The following is a 22,685-nucleotide window of genomic DNA, read 5'->3' on the forward strand; positions in this document are numbered from 1 at the left end:
GTGCACGGGGTCCATGGGCGTCACCCTACCTTGACCAGCCCAGACACCCGGATCGGACGGTCGGGGCCTGTCGCCGGTTTGAGCCGTGCGGTTGAATGGAGCCATGAGCGACCCGACCGGATCCCACCGCGACGACCAGCCGAACGACCCGATGGCCGAGATCCTGCGTCAGCTCGGGCTGACCCCCGGCGCCGACGGCCAGCTCGACCTGAACCAGTTGATGGCCCGCCTGCAGCAGCAGATGGGGGCCTTCACCAGCCAGGCCACCAGCGGATCAGGCATCAACTGGGAGCGCACCCGCCATGCGGCGCGCCAGGTGGCAGCCGGTCTGGGACCCGATCCCAGCATCACCGCCCAGCAGCAGCGCGACGTCGCCGACGCGGAACGCCTGGCCAACCTGTGGCTCGACGAGGCCTGCGACTTCGGTGAGCTGCCCCGCGGTGCCGTGGCCTGGAGCCGTGCGGAGTGGATCGAGGAGACCATGCCGGCCTGGGAGCAGGTCACCGAACCGATCGTCACGAACATCGCCGGCGCGATGGGTAACCTGATGGGCGGTCAGACCGCCCAGATGCCCGCGGAACTGGGAGCCTTCGGCGCCATGATGCAGCCGATGCTGCGCCAGGCGGCCGGAGCGATGTATTCGATGCAACTGGCCCAGGCGATCGCCCAGGCCTCGACCCAGGTGGTGACCGCTTCCGAGATCGGGCTCCAGCTGCTCAGCACTCCGCGCGCGGCCGTGCTTCCCACCAATGTCGCCGCCTTCTCCGAGGGGCTCGAGGTGGGCGACCAGGACGTGCTGCTCTACCTGATGTTGCGTGAATCGGCACGTCAGCGCCTGTTCCACCAGGTCGGTTGGCTGGCCCCCCAGATGTTGGCGCTGGTGGAGCACTACGCCCGTGAGATCACCATCGATGCCAGTGCGCTGGAGAGCGCCATCGACATCGACGACATGGGCCAGATGACCCCGGAGAAGATGGCAGAGATCTCCGAGAACCTGCAGGGCAAGCTCTTCGAGCCGACCCAGACCCAGGAGCAGGTGGAGATCCTCGGGCGACTGGGCAACCTGCTGGCCCTGGTCGAGGGCTGGGTGGACGAGGTGGTGGCCCAGGCCACTGCTCGGTGGATGCCCAATTCCTCGCTGCTGGCCGAGACCGTGCGTCGTCGCCGCGCCGCCGGTGGCCCGTCGGAGGACGTGCTCAAGTCGCTGGTGGGCCTCGAGCTGCGCCCGCGACGCGTCCGCGACGCCGCCAACCTGTGGGCCGCGTTGACCGCGGATCGCGGCGTCGGGGGCCGTGACGCGGTCTGGAACCACCCCGACCTCATCCCGACCGCCGCCGACCTGGACGATCCGCTGGCCTATGTCAGTGGCGAGAGCAACAAGCCCGTGGTGGACGACCTGGACGCCGAACTGGCCAAGCTGCTGGCCGAGGAGAGCGGCGATGCCGGCACGCCGGAGGCCGAGGGGGACCGGGGCCAGCGGCCCACCGGTGACGAGGGCGAGGACGACGATCCGAAGGGTGATGACCGGGGCTGATCCTGTCCGGCAGCCTCGCGAGCCCCGTCGCAGCCTCGCGAGCCCCTTCGTCGATCAACAGTCGTCGCGGGGCTCGCGCTGCGTCGCGGCCTGCCACCCCTCCAGGAAACCCCGGGCGCGCTCGGCCTGCGGGTAGCGCGCCACCAGCGCATGGAATCGCGGGGTGTGGTTGAACTCCGCCAGGTGTGCGAGCTCGTGCACCAGCACGTAGTCGACCACCCAGTCGGGCATCTCCTGCAAGCGGGACGAGAGCCGGATCTGTCCTGTCTCCGGGCTGCAGGAGCCCCAGCGGTGCTGCTGGTTGGTGACCCAGCGCACCTGACTGGCGCGCACCGGGCGGCCCACGGCCTCGTCCAGGTGCTCCTGGGCCAACCGGGTGGCACGCTCCTGCAGTGCATCGGGCGTCTTGTCCTGCTGCCGGGCGGTTTCGCGACGCAGCACGCGACGGGTCAGCCGTTCGGCCCACTCCCGCTCCACGCTCTCGGGCAGGCCTGCGGGCAAGAGCACCACCACCCCCCTGCCCTCGCGCCGGGCCTGCACGGTCTTGCGTCGCCGTGCGCTGCGCCGCAGCTCGACGTGGACACCGTCGATCTCGGTGCTGGCGGGGCGGGTCCTGCTCATGGCGCCAGTCTGTCAGACCACTCGGACGCGACCGATCCGTCGCTTGCTCCATTCGGTCTGATGATTGGCTTGACGTGGCCTGCCGACCACACTAGTTTTGAGCAGAGGCCCTCGGCTGGTCGATCGTGTGCAGGGGAAGGCAGACGATCTTGATCGCCGAGGGCTTCCTTCATGTCAGCTTCACTCGTGCCCGCTTCATCCAGGTTCAGGGCTTCCGGGGTCCCTGGCGTGGCCCGCAGGCCGCGATTTCGCCCAGAACGTAGCCCGAACACGGCGTGCCGCGGCCGAATGCCGCACTTTTGCTGTGTGGGCATGGCTACAGTGAACGTCGAGCCCGGTGGCCGCCTCTCAACTGGCTGCCGGCCGGACAACAATCTCAGGAGGAATAATGGCCGACGAAGAGACCTACAGCGGTGAGTTCTACTGCGTGAAGTGCAAGGACAAGCGCGAGGCTTCGGGCAATGTCGTCGTCAACGACAAGGGAACCCGCATGGCCAAGGCCAAGTGCCCCGAGTGCGGCACCAACCTGAACCGCATCCTCGGCAAGGCCAAGTGATCGCGTAGTTCAGCACCGGCGTCAGTGACGCCACCAGATCTCCGCAGGGGGTGGGCTGTTTGCCCGCCCCCTGCGGTGTTGTCCGGGTGTTGCCGCAGTGTTGGTGGCCACCGCATCACCCCAGCGGTGGGGCCATGATGGCCTCATGCCGACACGTGTGAGGGCCCACCGCATCTCCACCAGCCACGCGGTGCGTTACTGGGTTGACGAGACCTGCTGGGCCGAACTGCCCGACGCCGACCCGCGAGTGGAATCCAGACTGGTCGGCGCCGACGGCTGGGCCACCCGTGCCCGACTGCACCGAGGTCTCTCCCAGGACGACCAGCGCTGCCTGGACGGCCTGCTGGACCTGTTCACCGATCACGGGCTGGCCGTGGCACACCCTTGCCGCCAACCGCTGGCCTCGCTGCAGGTTGCGGTGATCGGGTCTGGACAGCTGGCACGCCACCTCACCCAGGGGTTGCTGCGCTCCGGCATCCCCCGGCTCGACTGCCACGACCCGAGCCCGCCGGATCCGCACGTGTGGCCCGGCAGCCGTCATTCCACTGGCGGGGCCGCTCTGGCTCGTTGGTTGCGCCCCCGCAATGGGCAGCGGGTCCGCAGCATCGACGAGGTTGCCGAGCTTGCCGACCAGGGCACCCAGCTGGTGCTCGTGGCCCCCGATCGCGCCGAGGCCGACCGCATGGTGCTGGACCAACTGGTGCGCCATGACCTGCCTCATCTGGTGCTCGGCTGCCATGGCGAGGTGGGTCGCATCGGCCCCTTGGTGCTCACCGGGCGCTCCCCGTGCATGACCTGCCACGACCTGGCTCGCACCCAGGGCGACCCGCAGTGGCCCCAGGTCCTGGCGCGCCTGATGGGGCTTCCGGCCCAGCCCGACGCGTCCGTCGCGAGTGCCGTGGCGGCCCGCGCGGTGCTGGAGGTGGGGTGGCTGCTCCGCAGTCTGGACAATGCCGCCAGGCTCGAGGGCCACGTCGAGATGATCGACCTGCAGCATCCCCAGTCGCGCTCGGTGGACTTCACGCACCACCCGGACTGCGGGTGTTGCTGGCGTCCGTGACGGCCGCAATCAGGCGGCCCGTTCCCGCGCCACGGCAGGCTGGGATTCGGGCAGCGGGTGCTTGCGCGGGCGCCCCCTGGGTCTCTTGCGGGCGATCACCGCCCCGCCGTCGAAGAGCTCGCCGCCCCACACCCCGTGGGGCTCACCCCGTTGCAGGGCACCGGCCAGGCACTGCTCGCGCACCGGGCAGGATCGGCACAGGGCCTTGGCCCGCTCGACGACGGTCATGTCGTCGGAGAAGAACTGTTCGGGGTCGGCATCGACGCAGGCAGCCGGGCTGCTGGGCGCGCTGAGGGAGAGCACGTCGAGATCCCACGCAGACATCGCGGTGAGGGTCATGGTCATGTCTGGAACTCCTGATGGCCTGTGCAGTGGACCCCGGAGAAGGACGAAGGCCGTGACTCCGGGTCTCCCCGACGTCACGGCCTGCCAGTCGATGGCTCAGACCAGGTGCGGCGGAGAGGGGTGGGCGAAGATGTGGTTGACGAGGATTCGGGTGCGGTCGAAGCGCTTGCCGGTGGCAATGGCGCCGACAGTGGCGCCAACCGGGATGCGGAGGGCAGTCAGCTGGTGCAGCATCGTGACCAAAGAGGTGTTCTGGTTGCCCATGGCTCTGCCCTCCTTTCGAATCTCGTCCCACACGGCCTTTCCGCGTGAGTTCGTGGTGTCAAATCTATGAGGCCGCAAGGACTTGCGCAACATATTTTTGACTAGGGATTTCGTTGCCCTTTCAGGCTTCGGGCAGGGTGTCGTCCCGGGCCGGGTCCTCCCCGGCCACGATGGCCAGCAGGGCCTGGCCGTAGCGCTCCACCTTGGTGCGTCCCACGCCCGAGATGCGCAGCAGTTCCTGTTCACTGCGGGGCTCGGTCTCGGCCACGGCCACCAGGGTGGCGTCGGTGAAGATCACGAAGGCCGGCATGCTCGCCGCCTGCGCGGTGCGCAGACGCCATTCCTTGAGCCGGGCCAACAATTCCTCGTCGTAGTTGGACGGGCAGCCAGCGTGACGGCCGATCTTGCGCTCGGCCCCGGTCTGCAGCCCCTTGCCACACACCCGGCAGGTCTGGGACTGGGCAGTGCGGCGGCTCTTGCGTCTGGGTGCCTTGGCGGCCTGCTCGGCTGCCTGGGCCAGGGCCGCGGGTGTCAGGCCGTCGAGGAAGCGGGAGGGGCCCCGGTTGCCTCGTCCACCGTTGCGGGAGCGGCTCCACGAGATGCGCAGGTACCGCCGGGCGCGGGTGATCCCCACGTAGAGCAGGCGCTTCTCCTCGTCGATTTGCTCGGGGGTGGTGGCCAGCACGAAGGGCAGGGTTCCCTCCTGCATGCCGAACAGGCACACGGCGTCCCATTCCAGTCCCTTGGAGGCGTGCAGTGTGCCCAGGGTCACTCCCTGACTGACCGGTGCCTCCTGCAGTGCGGCCCGCTCCCCCAGGGCGGCCACCAGCTCCACCAGGCCGTGCTCGGGATTCTCGACGGTGATGTCGTGGGCCAGATCGACCAAGGCGTTCAGCGACTCCCACTTCTCGCGGACCGATCCAGAGCCCTCCGGCGGCTCGACCGACCATCCGACACCGGCCAGCACGTCCTTGAGCAGGGGCAGGCCGGGGCCCTCGGGCTCGGCGCGCACCGCGGCGCGCAGCTGGGCCAGGGCCTGCTTGATCTCGGGCCGTTCGTAGAACTTGTCGCTGCCGCGCACCAGGTAGGGGATCTGCTGCTGGCTCAGGGCCGCTTCCAGCACCGGGGACTGGGCATTGATCCGGAAGAGCACCGCCATCTCCCGCCACGCCACCCCCTCGTCGTGGCGCGCCTTCAACCACTGGGCGATGGTGCGGGCCTCGTCGGCCTCCTCCGGATGCGAACCGAACTCCACCTCTGGCCCGGGCGGTTGCTGCGCCACCAGGTTGACGCCATGCAACTGGTGAGCCTTTCCGACGGCATGGGCGGCCAGCTGGGCAGCGCGACGCGGGGCCATCACCTTGTTGGCCAGCTCCACCACCTGGGGCGTGGAACGGTAGTCACGAACCAGACGGATGACCTTGGTGCCGGGATGGGCGAGCGCAAATCCGGTGAGGTAGTCGGCCCGCGCCCCGGCAAAGGCATGGATCGACTGGTGCGGGTCGCCCACCACGCACAGGTCTCGCCGCTCCCCCACCCACAGGTTCAGCACGGTCTGCTGCAGCGGGGAGACGTCCTGGTACTCGTCGACGACGAAGTGCCGGTACTGGGCGCGCACTTGGTCGGCGACCTCGTCGTGTTCGCTCAACAGCGCGGCGGTGCACAGCAGGATGTCGTCGAAGTCGATCTGCCCGCGGTTGCGCTTGGCGGCCTCGTAGCCGGTGAAGACCTTGGCCACCGTCTCCGGATCAGCCCCGGCCAGGGTGCGATTGGCCGCACGTGCGATCGCGGGGTACTCGCCGGCGGTGACATTGGAGACCTTCGCCCAGCTGATCTCCCCCACCAGGTCACGCAGCAGGCCCGTGTCCACCTTCAGCCCGTGCCGGGAGGCGGCCTCGGCCACCAGGGACATCCGGCGATCGGTCACCTCGGGCAGCTCCACACCGTAGGCACGGGGCCAGAAGAACTGGATCTGGCGCAGCGCGGCCGAGTGGAAGGTTCGGGCCTGCACCTTGCCCACCCCGAGCTGGTGCAACCGGGAACGCATCTCGCCGGCGGCGCGCGTGGTGAAGGTGACCGCGAGGACACCTCGAGGATCCAGTGCGCCGGTGTGGGCCCCGTAGGCGATCCGGTGCGTGATGGCCCTGGTCTTGCCGGTTCCCGCACCGGCGATGACCGCCACGGGAGCGTCGAAGGTGGTGGCCACCTCGCGCTGCTCGGGATCGAGTGCGTCGAGGATGGCCGCAGGTTCTGCGGGGATCTGGTCGGGGCTGGGCACGGGCTCACCCTATCCACGGCCTGTGACCTTTCCACGGCATCGCCGACGGCCCTACCCCAAAACTGTCGGTGGACGCCTCTAGGGTGGTTGGCACCATGAACAGCTCACCGGTTGCCTCCACCCCCACCCCCGATCCGGGGCTCGAACTGGTGCTGTGCGCCAGCTGGCGCGAGCTGTGCGACGACCTGACTGCGACCCTGTCATCGGACGTGGCCGACCCCTTCGCGAGCCAACTCCTGGTGGTGGACGCGCCCGCGGCCCGCCGCGCCATCTCACAGCACGTCGCACTGCGTGAGGGCATCTGCGCCACGATCGACTTCGTCGGTCTGCGGGGGCTGCGGCGGCAGCTGGCCGAAGAACTGCTCGGCATCGAGCCGGGCACCGACCCGTGGCGCTCCCGTGGCCTGGCGCTGGGCGTGCTGGACGTCATGGACCAGAGTGTGGGTGAGCCATGGTTCGCGCCCGTGCAACTGCACGTGACCGGCGTCGGCAGCGCCGACAGGCCGCGGCCGGGGCGCCGGTTGGCCACCGCCGACCGGATCGCTCGACTCTTCCTGCGCTACTGCCACACCTGCCCCGAGCTGCTGCGCGCCTGGCGGCGTGGCGAGTTAGTCGGCCCGCGGGGCGAGCCGCTCGACGAGTGGGCCCAGTGGCAGCCGCAGCTGTGGCGACGGGTCTGCGACCGGCTGGAGGTCAGCGATCCGGTGACGCGCCACGACGATCTGCTGCGCGCCCTCACGGAACATGACGGCCCCGTGCTGCCGTGCCCGGTGCTGCACCTGGTCAACCCCAACCCCTGCGCTCCCCTGGATCGGGAGCTGGTGGAGGCCCTGGCAGGTCGGCAGCGCGTGCAGGTGCACCAGTTGGTCCCGGCGGCCTCCTCCTCCCACCTGGTGCAGCGGTGGGGCTCCACGGCACTGCTCGCCCTGCAGCGATGGCAGCAGCTGGCCACCGAGCAGCGCAGTGTGGGGCAGGTGCCTGCCAAGGAGCCGCTGCCCGCGGTGGTGCAGGTGCATTCCTCCCATGGCAGTGATCGGCAGGTGGAGGTCATGCGCGAGGCGCTGTGCGGGCTCTTCCAGGACGATCCAACCCTGGAGCCACGCGACGTGCTGGTGGCCTGCACCGATCTTGATGCCTACGCCCCCCTGGTTCGGGCCGCCTTCTGTCTGGATCCCAACGAGGTGGACACCCACCTGCACCCGGGTCACCAGTTGCGGGTGCAACTGGCCGACGGTTCGCTGGCCCAGCCCAACCAGGTGCTCGCCACGCTGCGCCTGTTGCTGCACCTGGCAGGCGACCGGGCCACCGCGCAGGATCTGGTCGACCTGTGCAGCAGCACCCCGGTGGCCACCCGTTTCGACCTGGGCGAGGACGAACTGGAACGCATCACCCGCATGGTCGCCCAGTCCGATGTGCGCTGGGGTCTGGACGGACGTCACCGCGACGAGTTCGGGGTGGGGCAGGTGCGCCAGTCGACCTGGCTCGCCGGCGTCGATCGCGTGCTCACCGGCGTCGCGATGGGGCCCCAGCCACTGGGATGGCTGGGAACCGCCCTGCCCGTCGAGCAGATCGACAGCACCGACGTGATGGCCGCCGGGTTGTTGGCCGAGATCGTCTCGCGTACCCGCAAGTTGGTGGCGCAGTGGCGGCAGCCCGCCCCGATCCAGGAATGGATCGAACGGCTGCACGAAGGCCTCGACCTGCTCACCGGCACCAGCGCGGACGACGCCTGGCAGCTCACCAGGGCGCGCAGCGAACTGGCCGACCTGGCCGACCTGACCGTGGAGCGCACCGCACTGCTCGGGCTGGGCGACGTGCAGGCGCTCTTCGACCGGCTGCTGCGCACCAGCGGTGGCCGCCCCAATTTCGGCAACGGGTCGCTGCTGGTGTGCGGCCTGCAGGACGTGGCCGGCATCGACCACCGTGTCGTGGTGGTGCTGGGCCTGGACGACCAACGCTTCCCGCACCGTCCCCCACTGGACGGTGACGACCTCACCGCCACGTCGACCGGCGCCGATGCCGAGGCCGATCCACGAGCCCGTTCCCGTCACCAGCTGCTGACCACCGTCGGCTCGGCCACCGAACGCCTGCTGGTGGTGCACCAGGGCTACACCTCACGCACCAACGAGGCGGTGCCTGCGCCGGTGGCGCTGGTGGACCTGGTGGCGGCGGCGGAGAAGGACGGCGCGGTGCGGCTGAGCCAGCACCAGCACACCCTGCAACCACAGTCGGCGGTGAACTTCCACCAGAGCGACGACGAACCCGCCTTCAGCTTCGACCGTGCCTCGGCCGCCGGGGCCCGGGCTCGCGAACTGCTCCTGTCGGGTGAACGCCCCGTGCAGCGCCCCTTGTGGCAGGCAGACCTCGGGGAGCCGGACTGGCAGCAGGAAGAGGTGCTCGAACTGACGGCCCTGCTCGACTTCTACCGGCACCCGGCCCGCGAGCTCTTGCGCCGCCGGATGGGCGTCAGCATGACCTCCTGGGACGAGAACCTGGCCGACGAACTCCCCATCGACCCGACGGGACTCGAGGAGTGGGCCATCGGTGACCGGATGGTCCAGCTGGCGCTGGATGGCCTGCCACCAGACCAGGTGGCCGCCGCCGAACGGCTGCGCGGGGCGCTTCCCCCCGGACAGCTGGGCAGCCGCACGCTGGAGAAGCTGATGCCACCGGTGACCCGGGTGGTGGACGCCGCCTTGCGAGAGCGGCAGGCACCCGCCACCGACGTCGACTGCCAACTGGCCCTGCCCGACGGCCAGCACCTCACCGGACGCGTCCGGGTGCATGCCCACCAGGTGGTGGGCCACGGCTTCTCCCGGACCAATGCCACCCACCTGCTGCAGGCCTGGTTCGACCTGTTGTTGCTCGCTGCCACCCAACCGGCGCCCGAGGTCGGCTGGCGTGCCCTGCACATCGGCAAGGACGCGATCGCCACGCTGAGCGCCCCTCCCCCCGAGGAGTGTCGACGCCTGTTGGGCGAGTGTGCGGCGCTACGACGGCGCGGGCTGCGGACGCTGGTGCCCCTGCCGGTGAAGGCCGCCGCCACCTTCACCGGGGCGACCCCGCTTCGTCCCTTCCGCGACCATGACCCGGAAGCCAAGGCCGGGCAGGAATTCCGCTTCGAACGCGATGCCGACTGGGCCCGCTTCCTGGGGCCGGACTTCGAGGCCCTGCGTCGCATCCCGGGCGATCCGCAGGACCCCGGAATGGGGGGTCCCTCCCGATTCGAGAACCTGTCCGAGTGGTTGTTCGCGCCGCTGCGCGAGCACCTGAGTGTGGGGAATGTGCGATGATCCGGCCCCGATCCGAAGCAGCCCGACCCGAAGCAGCCCAATCTGGAACAAGCCAGCCCGCTGCCTTCGACCTGTGCGGTCCGTTGCCCGACGGCACCACGGTGCTGGAGGCTTCCGCCGGCACCGGCAAGACCTATGCCATCACCGCCCTGGCCGTGCGCTACATCGCCGAGGGGCACTTCCAGCTGCACCAGATCATGATGGTCACCTTCTCCCGGGCCGCCACCAGCGAGCTGCGGCACCGGGTCTATGCCCGGTTGCGGCAGACCGACGCAGCCCTGCAGGGCTGGTTGGCCGAGCGTGTCACCCCGGACGACCTGGTGGATCGCCACCTGGTCGACGCCCCGGACGACCAGGTGCGGGAACGTCAGGCCCGGGTTCGTGAGGCGCTTGCCGAGATCGATGCCGCCACGATCGCCACCACCCACGAATTCTGCCAACGGATGCTCAGCGGCCTGGGGTTGCTGGTCGACCATGACCAGACCACCCGCTTCGTCGAGGACGTCGACGACCTGGCCTCCCAGGTGGTGCACGACGTCTACCTGGCCCACGAGGTCAACGGAGCCGCCACTCCCCCCGCCAAGCTGGCCACCTTTGCCCGCTTCCGCGAGGTCGGGCGAGCAGCACTGCGCGAATCGCAGGCGCGCCTGGTGCCCGTCGAGGCCCGCGGTCTGACCGCTGAGCGGATCCACTTCGCCCAGCAGGTGCGAGAACGTTTCGAGCAGCGCAAGCGAATGGCGGGGCTCTACACCTTCGACGACATGGTGCAGCGGCTGCGTGATGCCCTGGTCGAACTGCCCACGCACGACCAGGCGATCGCCGCGCTGAGCGCGCGCTATCCCCTGGTGATGATCGACGAGTTCCAGGACACCGACCCGGTGCAGTGGCAGATCGTCGAGGCCGCCTTCGTCGGGCGTTCCACCGTGGTGCTGATCGGCGACCCGAAGCAGGCCATCTACGCCTTCCGCGGTGCCGACGTGTTCAGCTACCTCAGGGCCGTGGAGCAGGCCGACCGGGTGCTGACCCTTCCGGTGAACCACCGCAGTGACCGTGCGGTGGTCGACGGGGTGCTGCAGGTCTTCGCCGGTTCGGCCCTGGGGTCGGATCGGATCGTGGTGCGCGAGGTCGAGTCCCACCACCAGCAGAGCCGGATCCGTGGTCCACAAGCCCAGCCGGCGGTGCAGGTGCGCTGCCTGCCCCGGCCGGGGCGGGCCCCGCACTCGGCCTCGTCGGGGGCGCGCGCAGTCGACCAGGACCTGGTCAACGAGGTCATCGGCCTGCTCTCCGACGGCTGGCAGGTGGACGACGGCCAGCGGTGGCGAAGCCTGCTGCCGCGCGACATCGCAGTGCTGGTGCGTTCCAACTGGCGCGGTGAACAGATCAAGCAGGCGCTGGACGAGGCCGGGGTCTCCGCGGTCTTCGGTGGTGCCGCCACCGTGATGTCCAGTGAGGCGGCCCAGTCGTGGCTCCATCTGCTGCGAGCCCTGGTGGAACCCTCGGCGCAGGCGATGAAACGCGCCGCACTGGGCTGCCTGGTGGGCTGGAGCGAGACCGACCTGACGGCAGCGGTGGACGAACGCCCCGGCGCCCCTTCGATGGCGGAACTGGCCGTGCTGATCAAGACCCTGAGCCGCATCCTCGATGCCCAGGGCATTCCGGCGGTGCACGAGGCCCTGGCCGACCACACCGACCTGTCACAGCGGTTGTTGGCCCGCCCCGATGGTGAACGCCTGATGACCGACGTGCGCCACATCGCACAGCTGCTCAATGACGCCGCGGTGCGGCACCAGCTGGGTCCTGCCGCACTGACCGAATGGCTTGCCGACCGGATGGAGGAGGCACGCGCCAGCAAGGACGACGACCGTACCCGTCGTCTCGAGACCGACGCCTCCTGCGTGCAGATCATGACCATCCATGGCGCCAAGGGGCTGGAATTCCCGGTGGTGCTGTTGCCCGAGGCCGCCCACGAGGCGCCCCGCGAACCGCGGCAGGGAGACCCCAGCGTGCTGCACCTGGACGGGGAACGGGTGCTCGACCTGGGGGTCGACGCCCAGTGGTCGGCCCGCCAGGCCATTCGTCAGTCCCAGGAACGTGCCGAATCGCTGCGGACGCTCTACGTCGCCATGACACGAGCCAAGTCACGGCTGGTGATGTGGTGGGCCCCCACCAAGGTGCACACCCAGGGATCGGCGCTGCACCGGCTGCTGCAGGGGCCGCGCCGCCCCGGGAGCCAACCGGAGCTGGCCTATGACCTGCCTGCCGATCCCACTGCCGTGCCGCAACTCGATCCCGCGCTGGTAGGGATGGTCCCCGTCGCTGCGGCCCCGCCCCGCCAGTGGCGGGCCGAGCGCAGCGGCTACCCGAGCCTGGAGGCGCGTCGCTTCACCCGCCGCATCGACCACGGGTGGCGACGCACGTCGTACTCGGGGCTCACGCAGGAGGTGCACGGCCAGCGCAGCACCCCCGTCGAGGCCGCCGAACTGGACGAGGTGGAGGTGCAGGAGGACCCAGTGGTGCACCTGGTGCGCGACGACCAGCACGGCGACACCGCACCCCGTCCGCAGGCACCGGAACTGGCCTCCTCACTGGCACCCCTGCCGGGCGGAACGCAGTTCGGAAGCCTGGTGCACGGCGTGCTGGAGATGGTCGATGTCACCTCACCGCGGCTGCACGACGACCTGACGCGTCTGGTGGACCATCTCAGCGCGCGTCTGCCGGTGGAAGGGCTGGACACCACCGCGCTGGTCAACGGGCTGGAAGAAGTGCTGGACACCCCGCTGGGCGTGGTGGCCGACGGCCTACGCCTGCGCGACATCTCCCCCGCCGATCGCCTGGCCGAGCTGAATTTCGAGATGCCCATGGGCGGGGTGCGGCACCAGCTGGCCACGCTCGACGACCTGGCCACGGCCCTGCAGGACCGCACACTGACCGGCGACGACGACTTCGCCGCCCGCTATGGGGCCCACCTGGCCAGCAGCCCCGCCGCCGGAAAGCTGCTCAACGGCTTCCTCACCGGATCGATCGATGCGGTCCTGCGTACCGCCGGCGCCCGCGGCCAGCGCTACTGGGTGGTGGACTACAAGACCAACCGGATCCCGGTCGCCGAAGGCGAGACCCTCACCTGCCGGCACTACTCCCCCGACCCGATGGCCCTGGCCATGGTCGAGGCCCACTACCCGCTGCAGGCGCTGCTCTACTGCGTCGCCCTGCACCGTCATCTGCGGCGACGTCTGCCCGGCTACCAGCCGCAGACGCACCTGGGCGGCGTCGGCTACCTGTTCGTGCGCGGCATGGCCGGGGCACGAACCCCGGTGGTGGACGGCATTCCCTGCGGCGTGTTCACCTGGCAACCCAGTGCCGCCCTGGTGGAGCGCTGCTCCGAACTGATCGGAGGCCACTGATGGCACGGCTGGTGGAAGTGGTCTCGGCCCAGGGGCTGCTGCACGAGTTCAACGCTGCCGGTGTGCTGCTGGCACCCGACGTGCACGTGGCGCAGACCTTGGGGCGCCTGTCGAACGAACACGATCCTCAGGTGCTGCTGGCCGCGGCGCTGGCCGTGCGCGCCCTGCGGCTGGGGTCGGTCTGCCTCGACCTTGCCGGGGTGCGGCAGCGCGTGGTGGCCGAGATGCTCGACCCGGCACTCGATCTGGCCGCCGACCCGGACAATGACGTGGACGCCCTGCCCTGGCCCGACCCGGAGGCCTGGCTCGAGCGGTTGCGCGGCTCGCGCATGGTCGCCCAGGGCGCCGACATTGCGGTGAACCAGCACCCAGTGCGGCTGGTCGACGGACTGCTGTACCTGGAACGCTACTGGGCCGAGGAGCGCACGGTACGCACCCGACTCGACGAGCGCGCCCGCCGCAGCGTGCCCAGCATCGACCAGCAGCGTCTGGGGGCCCTGCTCGACCAGCTCTTCGACGGTCGGGGACTGGCATCGGGCGAGACCGACCACCAACGAGAGGCCGCCCACAACGCCGCGAACCACTGGACCAGTGTGGTGGCCGGTGGGCCGGGAACCGGCAAGACGACCACGGTGGCCAAACTGCTGGCCGTGCTGCAGGCCGTCAGCGACGAGCCCCTGCGCATCGCGCTGGCCGCGCCCTCGGGCAAGGCAGCGGCGCGACTGCAGGAGGCGGTCACCGCGGCCCTGTCCGCGCTGCCCCCCGAGATCACCCGGCCCGCGGTGACCTCGGCCTCCACCCTGCACAAGCTGTTGGATGCGCGCGGACCCGGCCGTGGCTTTGGTCGCGGCCCCGCCAATCCGCTGCCGCACCAGGTGGTGGTGGTCGACGAGATGTCCATGGTGGCCCTACCGATGATGGCCAGGCTGCTGGATTCGCTGCGGCCCGACACCCGACTGGTGCTGGTGGGCGATCCCAACCAGTTGACCTCGGTGGATGCCGGAGCCGTGCTCTCCGACCTGGTGCGCGCCGCAGACCTGCCGCAGGACCGGGGACGTCCGCGTCGTGGCAGCGTGACCGTGCTCACCCACACCTGGCGCTTCGGACAGGGGATCGCGAACCTCGCCGAGGCAATCCGGCAGGGCGATGACCAGCGTGCGCTGGAACTGCTCCAGGCCGGGGATGACGTCGAGCTGGTGGCCACCAATGCCGGCGCCCTGCAGCTGACCGACCTGCCCATGGTGCGCAGCCAGGTGCTGCGCACGGGTGAGGCCGTGCACGCTGCCGCCCGCGACGGTGACGTGCCGGGCGCGCTGCAGGCACTGGACTCCCACCGACTGCTGTGCGCCCACCGGGAGGGTCGTTGGGGCGTGGCCCGGTGGGGACGCATGGTGGAGGACCTGCTGCGCCACGAGGTGGCCGGTTATGGCGCCGAGGGCGAGTGGTACCTGGGCCGTCCCCTGCTGGTCACCCAGAACCTGAAGGACCTGGACCTGTCCAATGGCGACGCCGGTGTGGTGGTGGCCCACGAACAAGGGCTGCGCGCCGCCATCGGCAGCAGCCAACAGGCGCGCACCTTCTCCCCCTTCCTGCTGGACCACGTCGCCAGCCTGCATGCGATGACCATCCACAAGGCACAGGGAAGCCAGTTCCGGGAGGTCACCGTCGTGCTGCCGCCGGCCGAGTCGTCGCTGCTCACCCGCGAGCTGCTCTACACCGCAGTCACCCGCGCCAGTGACCGGGTGCGGCTGGTGGGAACCCCCGATGCGGTCGCCAAGGCCATCGAGAACCGCGCGGTGCGCGCCTCCGGGCTGGCCCGCGGCTGGTGATCCGGCCCAGGCCCAGCCGAATTAGATGCCCGGCCTCCTCAGATGCGCAGCCGGATCAGATGCGCAGGACGCCCTCCGGCGCGGGCAGCTGACCGGCGCGCCAACGCGCGATGATCCGCCCCGCGATGGAGCCGGAGCTGGGCAGGGTCAGGCCGGCGGACTGGTGCTCGGCCAGTTCCTCCGGGGTGTACCACTGCGCCGAGCGGATCTCCTGGCCGTCGACGCGAATCTCGCCCTGGGCGCGGGCCACGAAGCCCAGCATCATGGAACGCGGGTAGGGCCAGGGCTGGCTGGCCAGGAAGCGGGCCTCGCTGACCTGCAGGCCCGACTCCTCGTGCACCTCGCGCACCACCGCGTGCTCGGCGCTCTCCCCTGCCTCGACGAAGCCCGCCAGGATCGACACGCGTCCCTCCGGCCAGTTGCCGTTGTGCGCCAGCAAGAGGCGGTCGCGATCGTCCAGCACGGCGACGATCATCGCGGGATCGGTGCGGGGGAAGACCTCCGACCCGCACCGGGTGCAGGTGCGCTGGAAGCCTCCGTGGCTCATCTGGGTGCTGCCGCCACATTGCGGGCAGAAGCCCGCAGTCTCATGCCAGGCCAGCACCGCCGTGGCGGCCGTGACGAGTTCGCGCCAGGCCCCGGTCAGGTTTCCCTCCCGCAGGGACTCCCCCGCCGCCACCGGGCCACGGTGGCAGAACCACACCGTGGTACCGACGCGTCCCAGCAGCACATGACGCCGCGGGTCGTAGCGATCGCCGTGCCGGGTCACCGGCGCACCTTCCGGGTCGGCCTCGGCCCGCCCTCGGGAATCGACGGTCAACATCCTGGTCCCAGGTGCCTGCCACAGGGCCCGCAGGAGGTCTTCGTCGACTCGCGCCGCAGGCATCCGGTCCAGGACCGGTTGCAGCGCCCAGGCCAGTGATTCGTCAGTATCCATGGTGGTTCAGAGGCTACCCGGGCCCGGGAGGTCGGGCAGGCTCCCACCGTGGGCCATCCGCACCAGCTCCTGCTCGTCGGCCAGCTGCGCAGGTCTTTCCACCTCGCCGCTGAGCACGTGGTAGAAGACCGCGTCCACGCGCTCGAGGGGCACCTTGCGAGCCTGCGCCCAGGCCAGCCGGTAGATCGCCAGCTGGGTGGGATCGCTGGGCTGGTTGGCGGTCTTCCAGTCGACCACCTGGAAGTCGTGGCCGCTGCCGGGTTCCGCCGCGTAGACCGCATCCATCCGGCCGCGCAGCAGGCTTTCCCCCAGCACCAGCACGAAGGGCACCTCGACCGCCACTGGTTGCCTGTCGGCATAGGGGCCCTGCTCGAAGGCGCGCACCAGCCGGTGAAGGGCCAGGTCCGACTCGGTGAGGTCCGTGGCGGGCCAGTCGTCGGGATCCACCAGCGTCGCCATCCCGAAGCGTCGCTCCACCCATTCGTGGAAGCGGGTGCCCAGTGTGGCGGCGGCCGAGACCCGGCGGGGCATGGGACGCACCAGCGAGGCCGCGAAACCCTCCGGATCGCGGGTGGCCGACATCAACGCGGAGGCGGACAGCGCCGACGGCATCGGCACCTCGACCACTGCCCGGTCACCGCCCCGTGCCTCGGCCAACAACTGCTCCATCTCGGCGTCCCAGCGAGCCACGGCAGCCTCCTGGTCAAGCGTCAGCTGCTCGGCGGGCCCCTCGTGACTGCCGGTCTGCGCGAAGCGCTCGCGCGCTCCCTCCACCAGCTCGGCGGCCAGCAGCCGCCGCTCCCGGGCGTCGGGGTCGGGTTGGATCGGCCATTCCACCCGGGCCTGGGGTGCGGCGGCCGGGTTCTGCTCGGCCACTGGCGGGGCCGTCGCCAGCACCTGCCCCTGCCGGTCGGCCTCGGCCATCACGCTCGCCAGGTAGGTGGCCGGCTTGCGCGGACGCGACAGTCCCGGCCGCCAGGTGTGTCCGGTGGCAGTCAGCTGCTCGCGCGCGCGGGTGATGGCCACATAGGCCAGCCGGTCCTCGGATCGGCGCTGCGCCAGCTTCAGTTCCTTGCCGTAGTCGGTCAGGGCGGCATTGCTGGCATCGGCCAGCTGCGGGATGCTGTCGGCGTCGCCGCGCAGCTCGGCCGGCAGGACCGCCGCATTCTTGGTCCAGTTGTCGGTGACCCGGTCCGACGGGAAGACGCCCTCCACCAGGGCGGGCAGGTAGACCACGTCCCATTCCAGCCCCTTGGAGCGATGGACGGTGAGCAGTTTGACCGAATTGCGCTCGCTGGGGGTGGCCTGGTCGAGCCCCGCGCCATGGTCGAGTTCCGCATCCAGCCAGGCCAGCAGACCGCCCAAGGAGGCATCGCCGTCCACGTCGACGTACTCGGCCACGGCATCGACGAAGGTCGCCAGTTGGCTGCGCCGGTTGGTGCGGGCCAGTTCCTCGGTGGCCGACAGCTCCACGTCGAGCCCCAGGGTGTGCACCACGCGACGCACCAGCTCGGTGATGGGCTCGTCGGCGTGCTGGCGCAAGTCGGCCAGCTCGGCGGTGAAGGCGGCGAATCGCTCGCGTGCCTGGTCACTGAACGGCCCCGGCCCCGGGTTCTCGGCCGCGTCCAACAGGCACACCACCTCGGCCGGGTCGACGTCGGCGATCGCGTCGGCCAGGTCGCTGTACAGGTCTGGGCTCTCGGGTCGCTCCGGGCGCACCTCACGGGAGAGCTCCACCGCGCGTTGTCCCAACAGCGCCAGGTCACGCTCACCGACGTGCCAGCGCGGCCCGGTGAGCAACCTGACCGCTTCCGGGTTGGCAGTGACGTCGTTGACCAGGGTGAGCGTGGCCACCACGTCGGCCACCTCCGGCAACCTCAGCAAACCGCCCAGGCCGACGATCTCCACCGGGACGTCACGATCGACCAGCGCCGAGAAGATCGACGCGATGTCGGCATTGCGACGCACCAGCACGGCGATCCGGGACCACTGTGGCTGCCCGCTCGGATCGGTGGCGTTGCGGCCGTCGGTCACCACCTGGTCGGCGATCCATGCCACTTCCTGCGGCCAGGTCTCGAAGGTGGCCGCGCGCACCGCTCCCCCGTCCTTGCCGGGCGGCGCCACCAGACTGATCGCCTCGTGGCCGTCACGCACCAGCAGCGGGTCATCACGCAAGGTGGCGGCCACGTCATTGGCGACGTCGAGGATCTTCTGCCCACTGCGCCGGTTGACGCTCAGCGTGTAGGAGTCGGCGGGGCTGCCGTCCTGCTTGGCGAACTCGGTGGAGAACTGCAGGATGTTGCTGGCCGCGGCGCCGCGCCACCCGTAGATCGCCTGGAAGGGATCCCCCACCGCCGTGACCGCGTGGCCCCGGCCCTGCTGGGGATCGCTGCCGCTGAACAGTCCGTGCAGCAGCTGTGCCTGGGCCGACGAGGTGTCCTGGTACTCGTCCAGCAGCACCACCCGGAAGCGGTCCCGCACCGCTGCCGACACTCCCGGCACCCGCTGCACCAGCTCGGCGGCCACGGCCATCTGGTCGGCGAACTCCACCAGGCCCAGTTCGCGCTTGAGCTGCTGGTAGCCGTCCACCAGGTCGAGCAGTTCCACGCGCTCCATCGCGGCCGCCCCCGCCTGGCCCACCGCCGCGTACACATTGCCGCGATTGTTGCGCGGCGCCTGCTCCAGGTGGCCGACGAATTCGTGCGAGTGCGCCACCACCTGCTCGCGTCGCACCAGGTGCGAGGCCATGTCGGCATCGAGTTTCAAGACCCGTTCCGTGACGCTGGCCGGACGCAGGCGCGAGATGTGTTCGAAGGGCCCGCCAGCCGAACTCACCACCCGGGAGGCCAGCCGGTACCGGGAGGCTCCGGTGAGCATCATCGGATCGGTCTCGACCCCGATGCGCAGGCCGTGCTCGTTCACCAACCGGGCGGCGAAGGAGTCATAGGTCATGATGACCTCCTCACCATCGGCGTCCTCGCCGTCCGGCTCGAGCACGCCGGCCTTCTCCAGCGCCTGACGGACGCGATGGGCCAGTTCGGCCGCCGCCTTGCGCGTGAACGTGAGCCCCAGCACCTCATGCGGGGCCACCTGTCCGGTGCCGACCAACCACACGACCCGGGCCGCCATCACCGTGGTCTTGCCCGAACCGGCGCCGGCGATGATCACCGCCGGGGTCAACGGCGCGGTGATGGCGGCGAGCTGCTCGTCGGAGAAGTCGATGCCGAGGGCATCACACAGCTCGTCGGTGCTGGACAGGACCCTCCGCGGGCGTGGCAACTGGACGAGGCTCATCGGCCCACCTCCTCGGCAGTGCGCATCGCCGGGCAGCTCAGCGCGAAGGGACAGAACTGACAACGGTCACAGCGGCTGGCGTCGAACCGCTCCTCACGGATGGTGCGCGCCGCCCGCCCCAGGTGCTCGTGCACCCAGGTGGGATGCTCGGCGTCTTCGGGGGCCGCCTGACCGCGCACGCCGTGCGGCAGCTCGTCCAGCGAGGGCTGGCTGAGCACCTTGGGCCAGGGCAGGCTCCCGTCCTGCTTGCGCAGGTAGACCAGTTCGGCGCCACCCACCCGGCGTTCGCCGGGTGCCAGGTCGTCGAAGGCACCCTGCTTGGCGGCCAGCTGATAGATGCCCAGCTGGTCCATCTGATCGACTCGCGCCTGGGTGGGCACGTGACGACCGGTCTTGAAGTCGACGATGCGCAATCGGTCCTGGCCGTCACGTTCCAGACGATCCACGCTGCCCTTCAACACCACCTCTTCCCCGTCGACCTGAACGGTGGTGGTGAAGTCCACCTCCACCCCCAACACCTCGCGGTCCTGCGTGGCCTCCGCCCAGGCCTCGAAGCGCTCCAGGGCACTTTGCGCCTCGGTGCGCTCCGAGGCCGACAACCACTCTGCGTCGAAGCGGATCTGTTCCCAGACCTGGTCCAGGTGACCCGTCAGTTCCTCCGCGGACAGTTCGTCGCTGAGGGCGTGCTGGGCCAGCACGTGGATCACCGAGCCAAGGGAGGCCGCACTCCCCCGCTGCGCCTCGGCCCGGGCCTGACGGGCCAGGAACCATTGCCGGGGGCAGTCCAGCAGCGTCTCCACCTGGGATCCGGACAGCACGATTGGCTCGTCCGGGCTCGCCACGGGCTCGGGTGCCTCGGTGTAGCTACGAATCCCCCACCAGCTGCCCGGGTTGGCCGCAGGCACCAAGGGCCTGCCCTGCCTGTCACGTTCGTCGGCCAGCCGCGCCAGGCGGACGGCGGCGGCCTCTCGCAGCGCGGGAGCCGCATTCGGATCGGTGCACACGGCTCGCAGTTCGGCGACGAGGGCGGGCAAGGTCATCGCGCGGCGACGCCGGCCCGGCACATGCTCCACCTCCACCCCGAGCTCCTGCAGGAAGCGCGAGGGCTGCTCCCCCTCGCCTTCGGTGCCCTCGACGGCGCAGACCACCAGGGTCTGCTCGGCACGGCTGCACGCCAGGTGGAACAGGCGCCGCTCCTCGGCCAGCACCGCGCTGGTGGGGGTTGGGGGCAAGACTCCGTGCGGCGTGATCCGGTCTGGCTCCAGCAGCGTGCCGCGACGCCCCAGGTTGGGCCAACTGCCCTCCTGCGCCCCGACGACCACCACCAGCGGCCACTGCTCACCCTTGGCCCGGTGGGCCGTCACCAGCCGCACCCCCTGGTCGCGCAGGTCGGACTCGCGATTGGTGTCGGCCGGGATGGCCTGGGCCGCCACCTCGGCCACCAAGGCCCGCACGCCCTTCTCTCCCACCAGCTGCGACTCGCGCGCCGCCAGGTCGAACAGGGCACAGACTGCATCCATGTCACGGTGGGCGCGCAGCGATCCGTCATCGCCAGCCAGCGCCTGTTCGCGCAGCTGTTGCGGCCATCGGGTTCCGCTCCACAGCTGCCACAGGGCCATCTGGGCGCTGCCCCCGCGGGCCACCACTCCTCCCACCTGGGCCAGCAGCTCACCCAGCGCCACGGCACGGCGCACCTCGGGGGGCAGCCCTTCCTCGTCGTCGGCCAGGGCCCGGCCCCAGTGCGGTTCCATCACGAGCCTGGCCACCAGCTGGGCCGACGGGCTCAGGCTGGTCTCGTCCTGTTCGGCGGCCTGGTTGCGCCGCAAGAGCCGAGCCAGCCGACGCAGGCCCAGGCTGTCGAGCCCGCCCAGCGGGGAGCGCAGCAGTCGCGCCGCCACATCCGGATCGATGTCCTCGCCCCGCACCAGGCTGACCGCCGTCTCCAGACCGAGCAGCAGGGGGCGCACCGCGAGCTCCTCGGCCAGGGCGATCTCGTCACCGGCCACCTCCACCGGTACGCCCGCCGCTGCCAGCCCCCGGCTCAGCGCTGGCAGGTCTCCCCGGCCGGACCGGGTCATGACGGCCATCTGCGACCAGTCGAGCCCGCCGTCCAGATGGGCCTCGCGCAGCATCCCGGCGACGTGCTCCACCATCGAGCCGAAGCTCTCGTGCACCTGGGCCTGCACCCGTCCCCGGGCAACCCCTGCGGTGGCCCGCGCCGCCGGCCCCGACCCGTTGTTGGGCAGCCGTGCCGCGATCGTCGTGCAGGCACGCACGAGGTCGGCGGCCGCCCGGTGGTTGGTGAGCAGGTCGATCCGGGCGGTGGGCACCTGCCCGCGACCCACCAGGTCGTCGAAGTCCACCACCGAACGCAGCTCCGCCCCACGAAAGGCGAAGACGGTGGTGCTGGGATCGGCGAAGGCCACCAGCTCCAGCCCCAGGGCCACCAGGTCTGCCAGCAGATTGACCTGGGCGGTGTCGCACTCGGCGAACTCGTCGACGTGGACGCTGGTCAGTTCGGACTGCAGCGCGGCGCGCACCTGCGGATCCAACAGGAGCAGGCGCGTGCGGTGCACCAGCTCCGAGTAGTCCAGTGCCGCCTCGGCGTCGAGCACGTCCAGGTACTCGTCGAAGAAGTCCCCCACCGCGACCCATTCGGGACGTCCGGCAGCGCGGCCCACACCCGCCACGTCGGCAGGATCCATGCCCAGCTGCCGGGTGCGCGCCAGCACGGCGCGCACCTCCGTGGCGAAGGCCCGCGTCCCCCGGGCAGCCACCAGGTCCTGGGGCCAGTCCTGCGCGTCGTGGTGTGCCAGCAGCTCGCGCACGCGGAATTCCTGCTCGGGGGCGGTCAGCAGCCGGGGCGAGGAGTCCGAACCCTCCACGCTGCCGAAGCGACGCACCAGCGCATGGCAGAAACCGTGCACCGTCATCACCTTGGGAGCCACCTGGCTGCGTCCCAGCCGACGCACGATCCGGGCCCTGAGTTCCTGCGCGGCGGGCCGGGACCAGGTCAGCACCAGGCTCGGCCCCAGGTCGCCGTCCACCGCACGTGCTGCCACCGACTCCACCAGGGTGCTCGTCTTGCCGGTGCCCGGCGCCCCGACCACCAGCAGCGCCCCACCCTGCGGCCCGGCCCGGTGCTGCACCACGCGGGACTGCTCGGCGTCGAGCTGCAGGCCCGTCTCGCCCTGCCCGGTGGGAGGCGCCAACACGAAAGTTCTGTCCGTCACGGCCACCATGCAACCAGAGCCCTGTGACAGTTTCGTGCAA

At 70.5% G+C, this 22,685-nt stretch carries 13 protein-coding genes; 6 read left to right on the forward strand and 7 right to left on the reverse strand.

Annotation, left to right across the window (positions count from 1 at the left end):
• The first annotated feature begins 103 nt into the window (after nucleotides 1-103).
• Nucleotides 104-1,534, forward strand: coding sequence for a zinc-dependent metalloprotease (locus ACOAMO_RS14110; RefSeq protein WP_420175376.1), 1,431 nt, complete (start codon nucleotides 104-106; stop codon nucleotides 1,532-1,534).
• Between the two features lie 54 nt (nucleotides 1,535-1,588).
• Here ACOAMO_RS14110 and ACOAMO_RS14115 read toward each other — a convergent pair whose 3' ends face one another.
• Nucleotides 1,589-2,155 carry a M48 family metallopeptidase gene (locus ACOAMO_RS14115; protein WP_420175377.1) on the reverse strand — a complete coding sequence of 189 codons (567 nt, stop codon included), beginning with the start codon at nucleotides 2,153-2,155 and terminating at the stop codon, nucleotides 1,589-1,591.
• Between the two features lie 388 nt (nucleotides 2,156-2,543).
• Between ACOAMO_RS14115 and ACOAMO_RS14120 the strand changes: the two genes are divergently transcribed.
• Nucleotides 2,544-2,711 (forward strand): DUF5679 domain-containing protein, encoded by a 168-nt coding sequence (locus tag ACOAMO_RS14120; RefSeq protein ID WP_420175378.1) that lies wholly within the window; start codon nucleotides 2,544-2,546, stop codon nucleotides 2,709-2,711.
• A 145-nt stretch (nucleotides 2,712-2,856) separates the two neighbouring features.
• Nucleotides 2,857-3,771: a hypothetical protein gene (locus tag ACOAMO_RS14125; RefSeq protein ID WP_420175379.1), complete on the forward strand. Its 915-nt coding sequence runs from the start codon at nucleotides 2,857-2,859 to the stop codon at nucleotides 3,769-3,771.
• A gap of 9 nt (nucleotides 3,772-3,780) precedes the next feature.
• On the opposite strand, the gene ACOAMO_RS14130 is transcribed toward ACOAMO_RS14125, so the two are convergent.
• The 3 genes from ACOAMO_RS14130 to ACOAMO_RS14140 form a co-directional block, all read right to left on the reverse strand.
• Nucleotides 3,781-4,116: a WhiB family transcriptional regulator gene (locus tag ACOAMO_RS14130; RefSeq protein WP_420175380.1), complete on the reverse strand. Its 336-nt coding sequence runs from the start codon at nucleotides 4,114-4,116 to the stop codon at nucleotides 3,781-3,783.
• 96 nt (nucleotides 4,117-4,212) lie between these two features.
• Nucleotides 4,213-4,380: a hypothetical protein gene (locus ACOAMO_RS14135; protein WP_420175381.1), complete on the reverse strand. Its 168-nt coding sequence runs from the start codon at nucleotides 4,378-4,380 to the stop codon at nucleotides 4,213-4,215.
• Nucleotides 4,381-4,501: 121 nt separating this feature from the next.
• Nucleotides 4,502-6,658: an ATP-dependent DNA helicase UvrD2 gene (locus ACOAMO_RS14140; RefSeq protein ID WP_420175382.1), complete on the reverse strand. Its 2,157-nt coding sequence runs from the start codon at nucleotides 6,656-6,658 to the stop codon at nucleotides 4,502-4,504.
• A 95-nt stretch (nucleotides 6,659-6,753) separates the two neighbouring features.
• On the opposite strand from ACOAMO_RS14140, the gene ACOAMO_RS14145 reads away from it, so the two are divergent.
• Genes ACOAMO_RS14145 through recD form a run of 3 tightly spaced genes read left to right on the forward strand, consistent with a single transcriptional unit; the run spans nucleotide 6,754 to nucleotide 15,181 of the window.
• A complete protein-coding gene (locus ACOAMO_RS14145) occupies nucleotides 6,754-9,951 on the forward strand; it encodes an exodeoxyribonuclease V subunit gamma (RefSeq protein ID WP_420175383.1) in 3,198 nt (1,065 codons plus the stop codon).
• The gene (locus ACOAMO_RS14150) at nucleotides 9,948-13,352 is read left to right on the forward strand and encodes a UvrD-helicase domain-containing protein (RefSeq protein ID WP_420175384.1); all 3,405 of its coding nucleotides are present in this window, start codon (nucleotides 9,948-9,950) and stop codon (nucleotides 13,350-13,352) included. The genes ACOAMO_RS14145 and ACOAMO_RS14150 overlap by 4 nt, the downstream gene beginning before the upstream one ends.
• Nucleotides 13,352-15,181 (forward strand): exodeoxyribonuclease V subunit alpha, encoded by a 1,830-nt coding sequence (recD, locus tag ACOAMO_RS14155; protein WP_420175385.1) that lies wholly within the window; start codon nucleotides 13,352-13,354, stop codon nucleotides 15,179-15,181. The genes ACOAMO_RS14150 and recD overlap by 1 nt, the downstream gene beginning before the upstream one ends.
• Nucleotides 15,182-15,236: 55 nt before the next feature.
• On the opposite strand, the gene nudC is transcribed toward recD, so the two are convergent.
• Genes nudC through ACOAMO_RS14170 form a run of 3 tightly spaced genes read right to left on the reverse strand, consistent with a single transcriptional unit; the run spans nucleotide 15,237 to nucleotide 22,645 of the window.
• Nucleotides 15,237-16,118: an NAD(+) diphosphatase gene (gene nudC / locus ACOAMO_RS14160; protein ID WP_420175386.1), complete on the reverse strand. Its 882-nt coding sequence runs from the start codon at nucleotides 16,116-16,118 to the stop codon at nucleotides 15,237-15,239.
• Nucleotides 16,119-16,124: 6 nt separating this feature from the next.
• Entirely contained in the window at nucleotides 16,125-19,412 is a 3,288-nt protein-coding gene (locus ACOAMO_RS14165; protein ID WP_420175387.1) for a UvrD-helicase domain-containing protein, read from the reverse strand.
• Nucleotides 19,409-22,645: an ATP-dependent helicase gene (locus ACOAMO_RS14170; protein WP_420175388.1), complete on the reverse strand. Its 3,237-nt coding sequence runs from the start codon at nucleotides 22,643-22,645 to the stop codon at nucleotides 19,409-19,411. The genes ACOAMO_RS14165 and ACOAMO_RS14170 overlap by 4 nt, the downstream gene beginning before the upstream one ends.
• Nucleotides 22,646-22,685: the final 40 nt, after the last annotated feature.

It is taken from the genome of Luteococcus struthionis, assembly GCF_048595755.1.
Classification (GTDB): Bacteria; Actinomycetota; Actinomycetes; order Propionibacteriales; family Propionibacteriaceae; genus Luteococcus.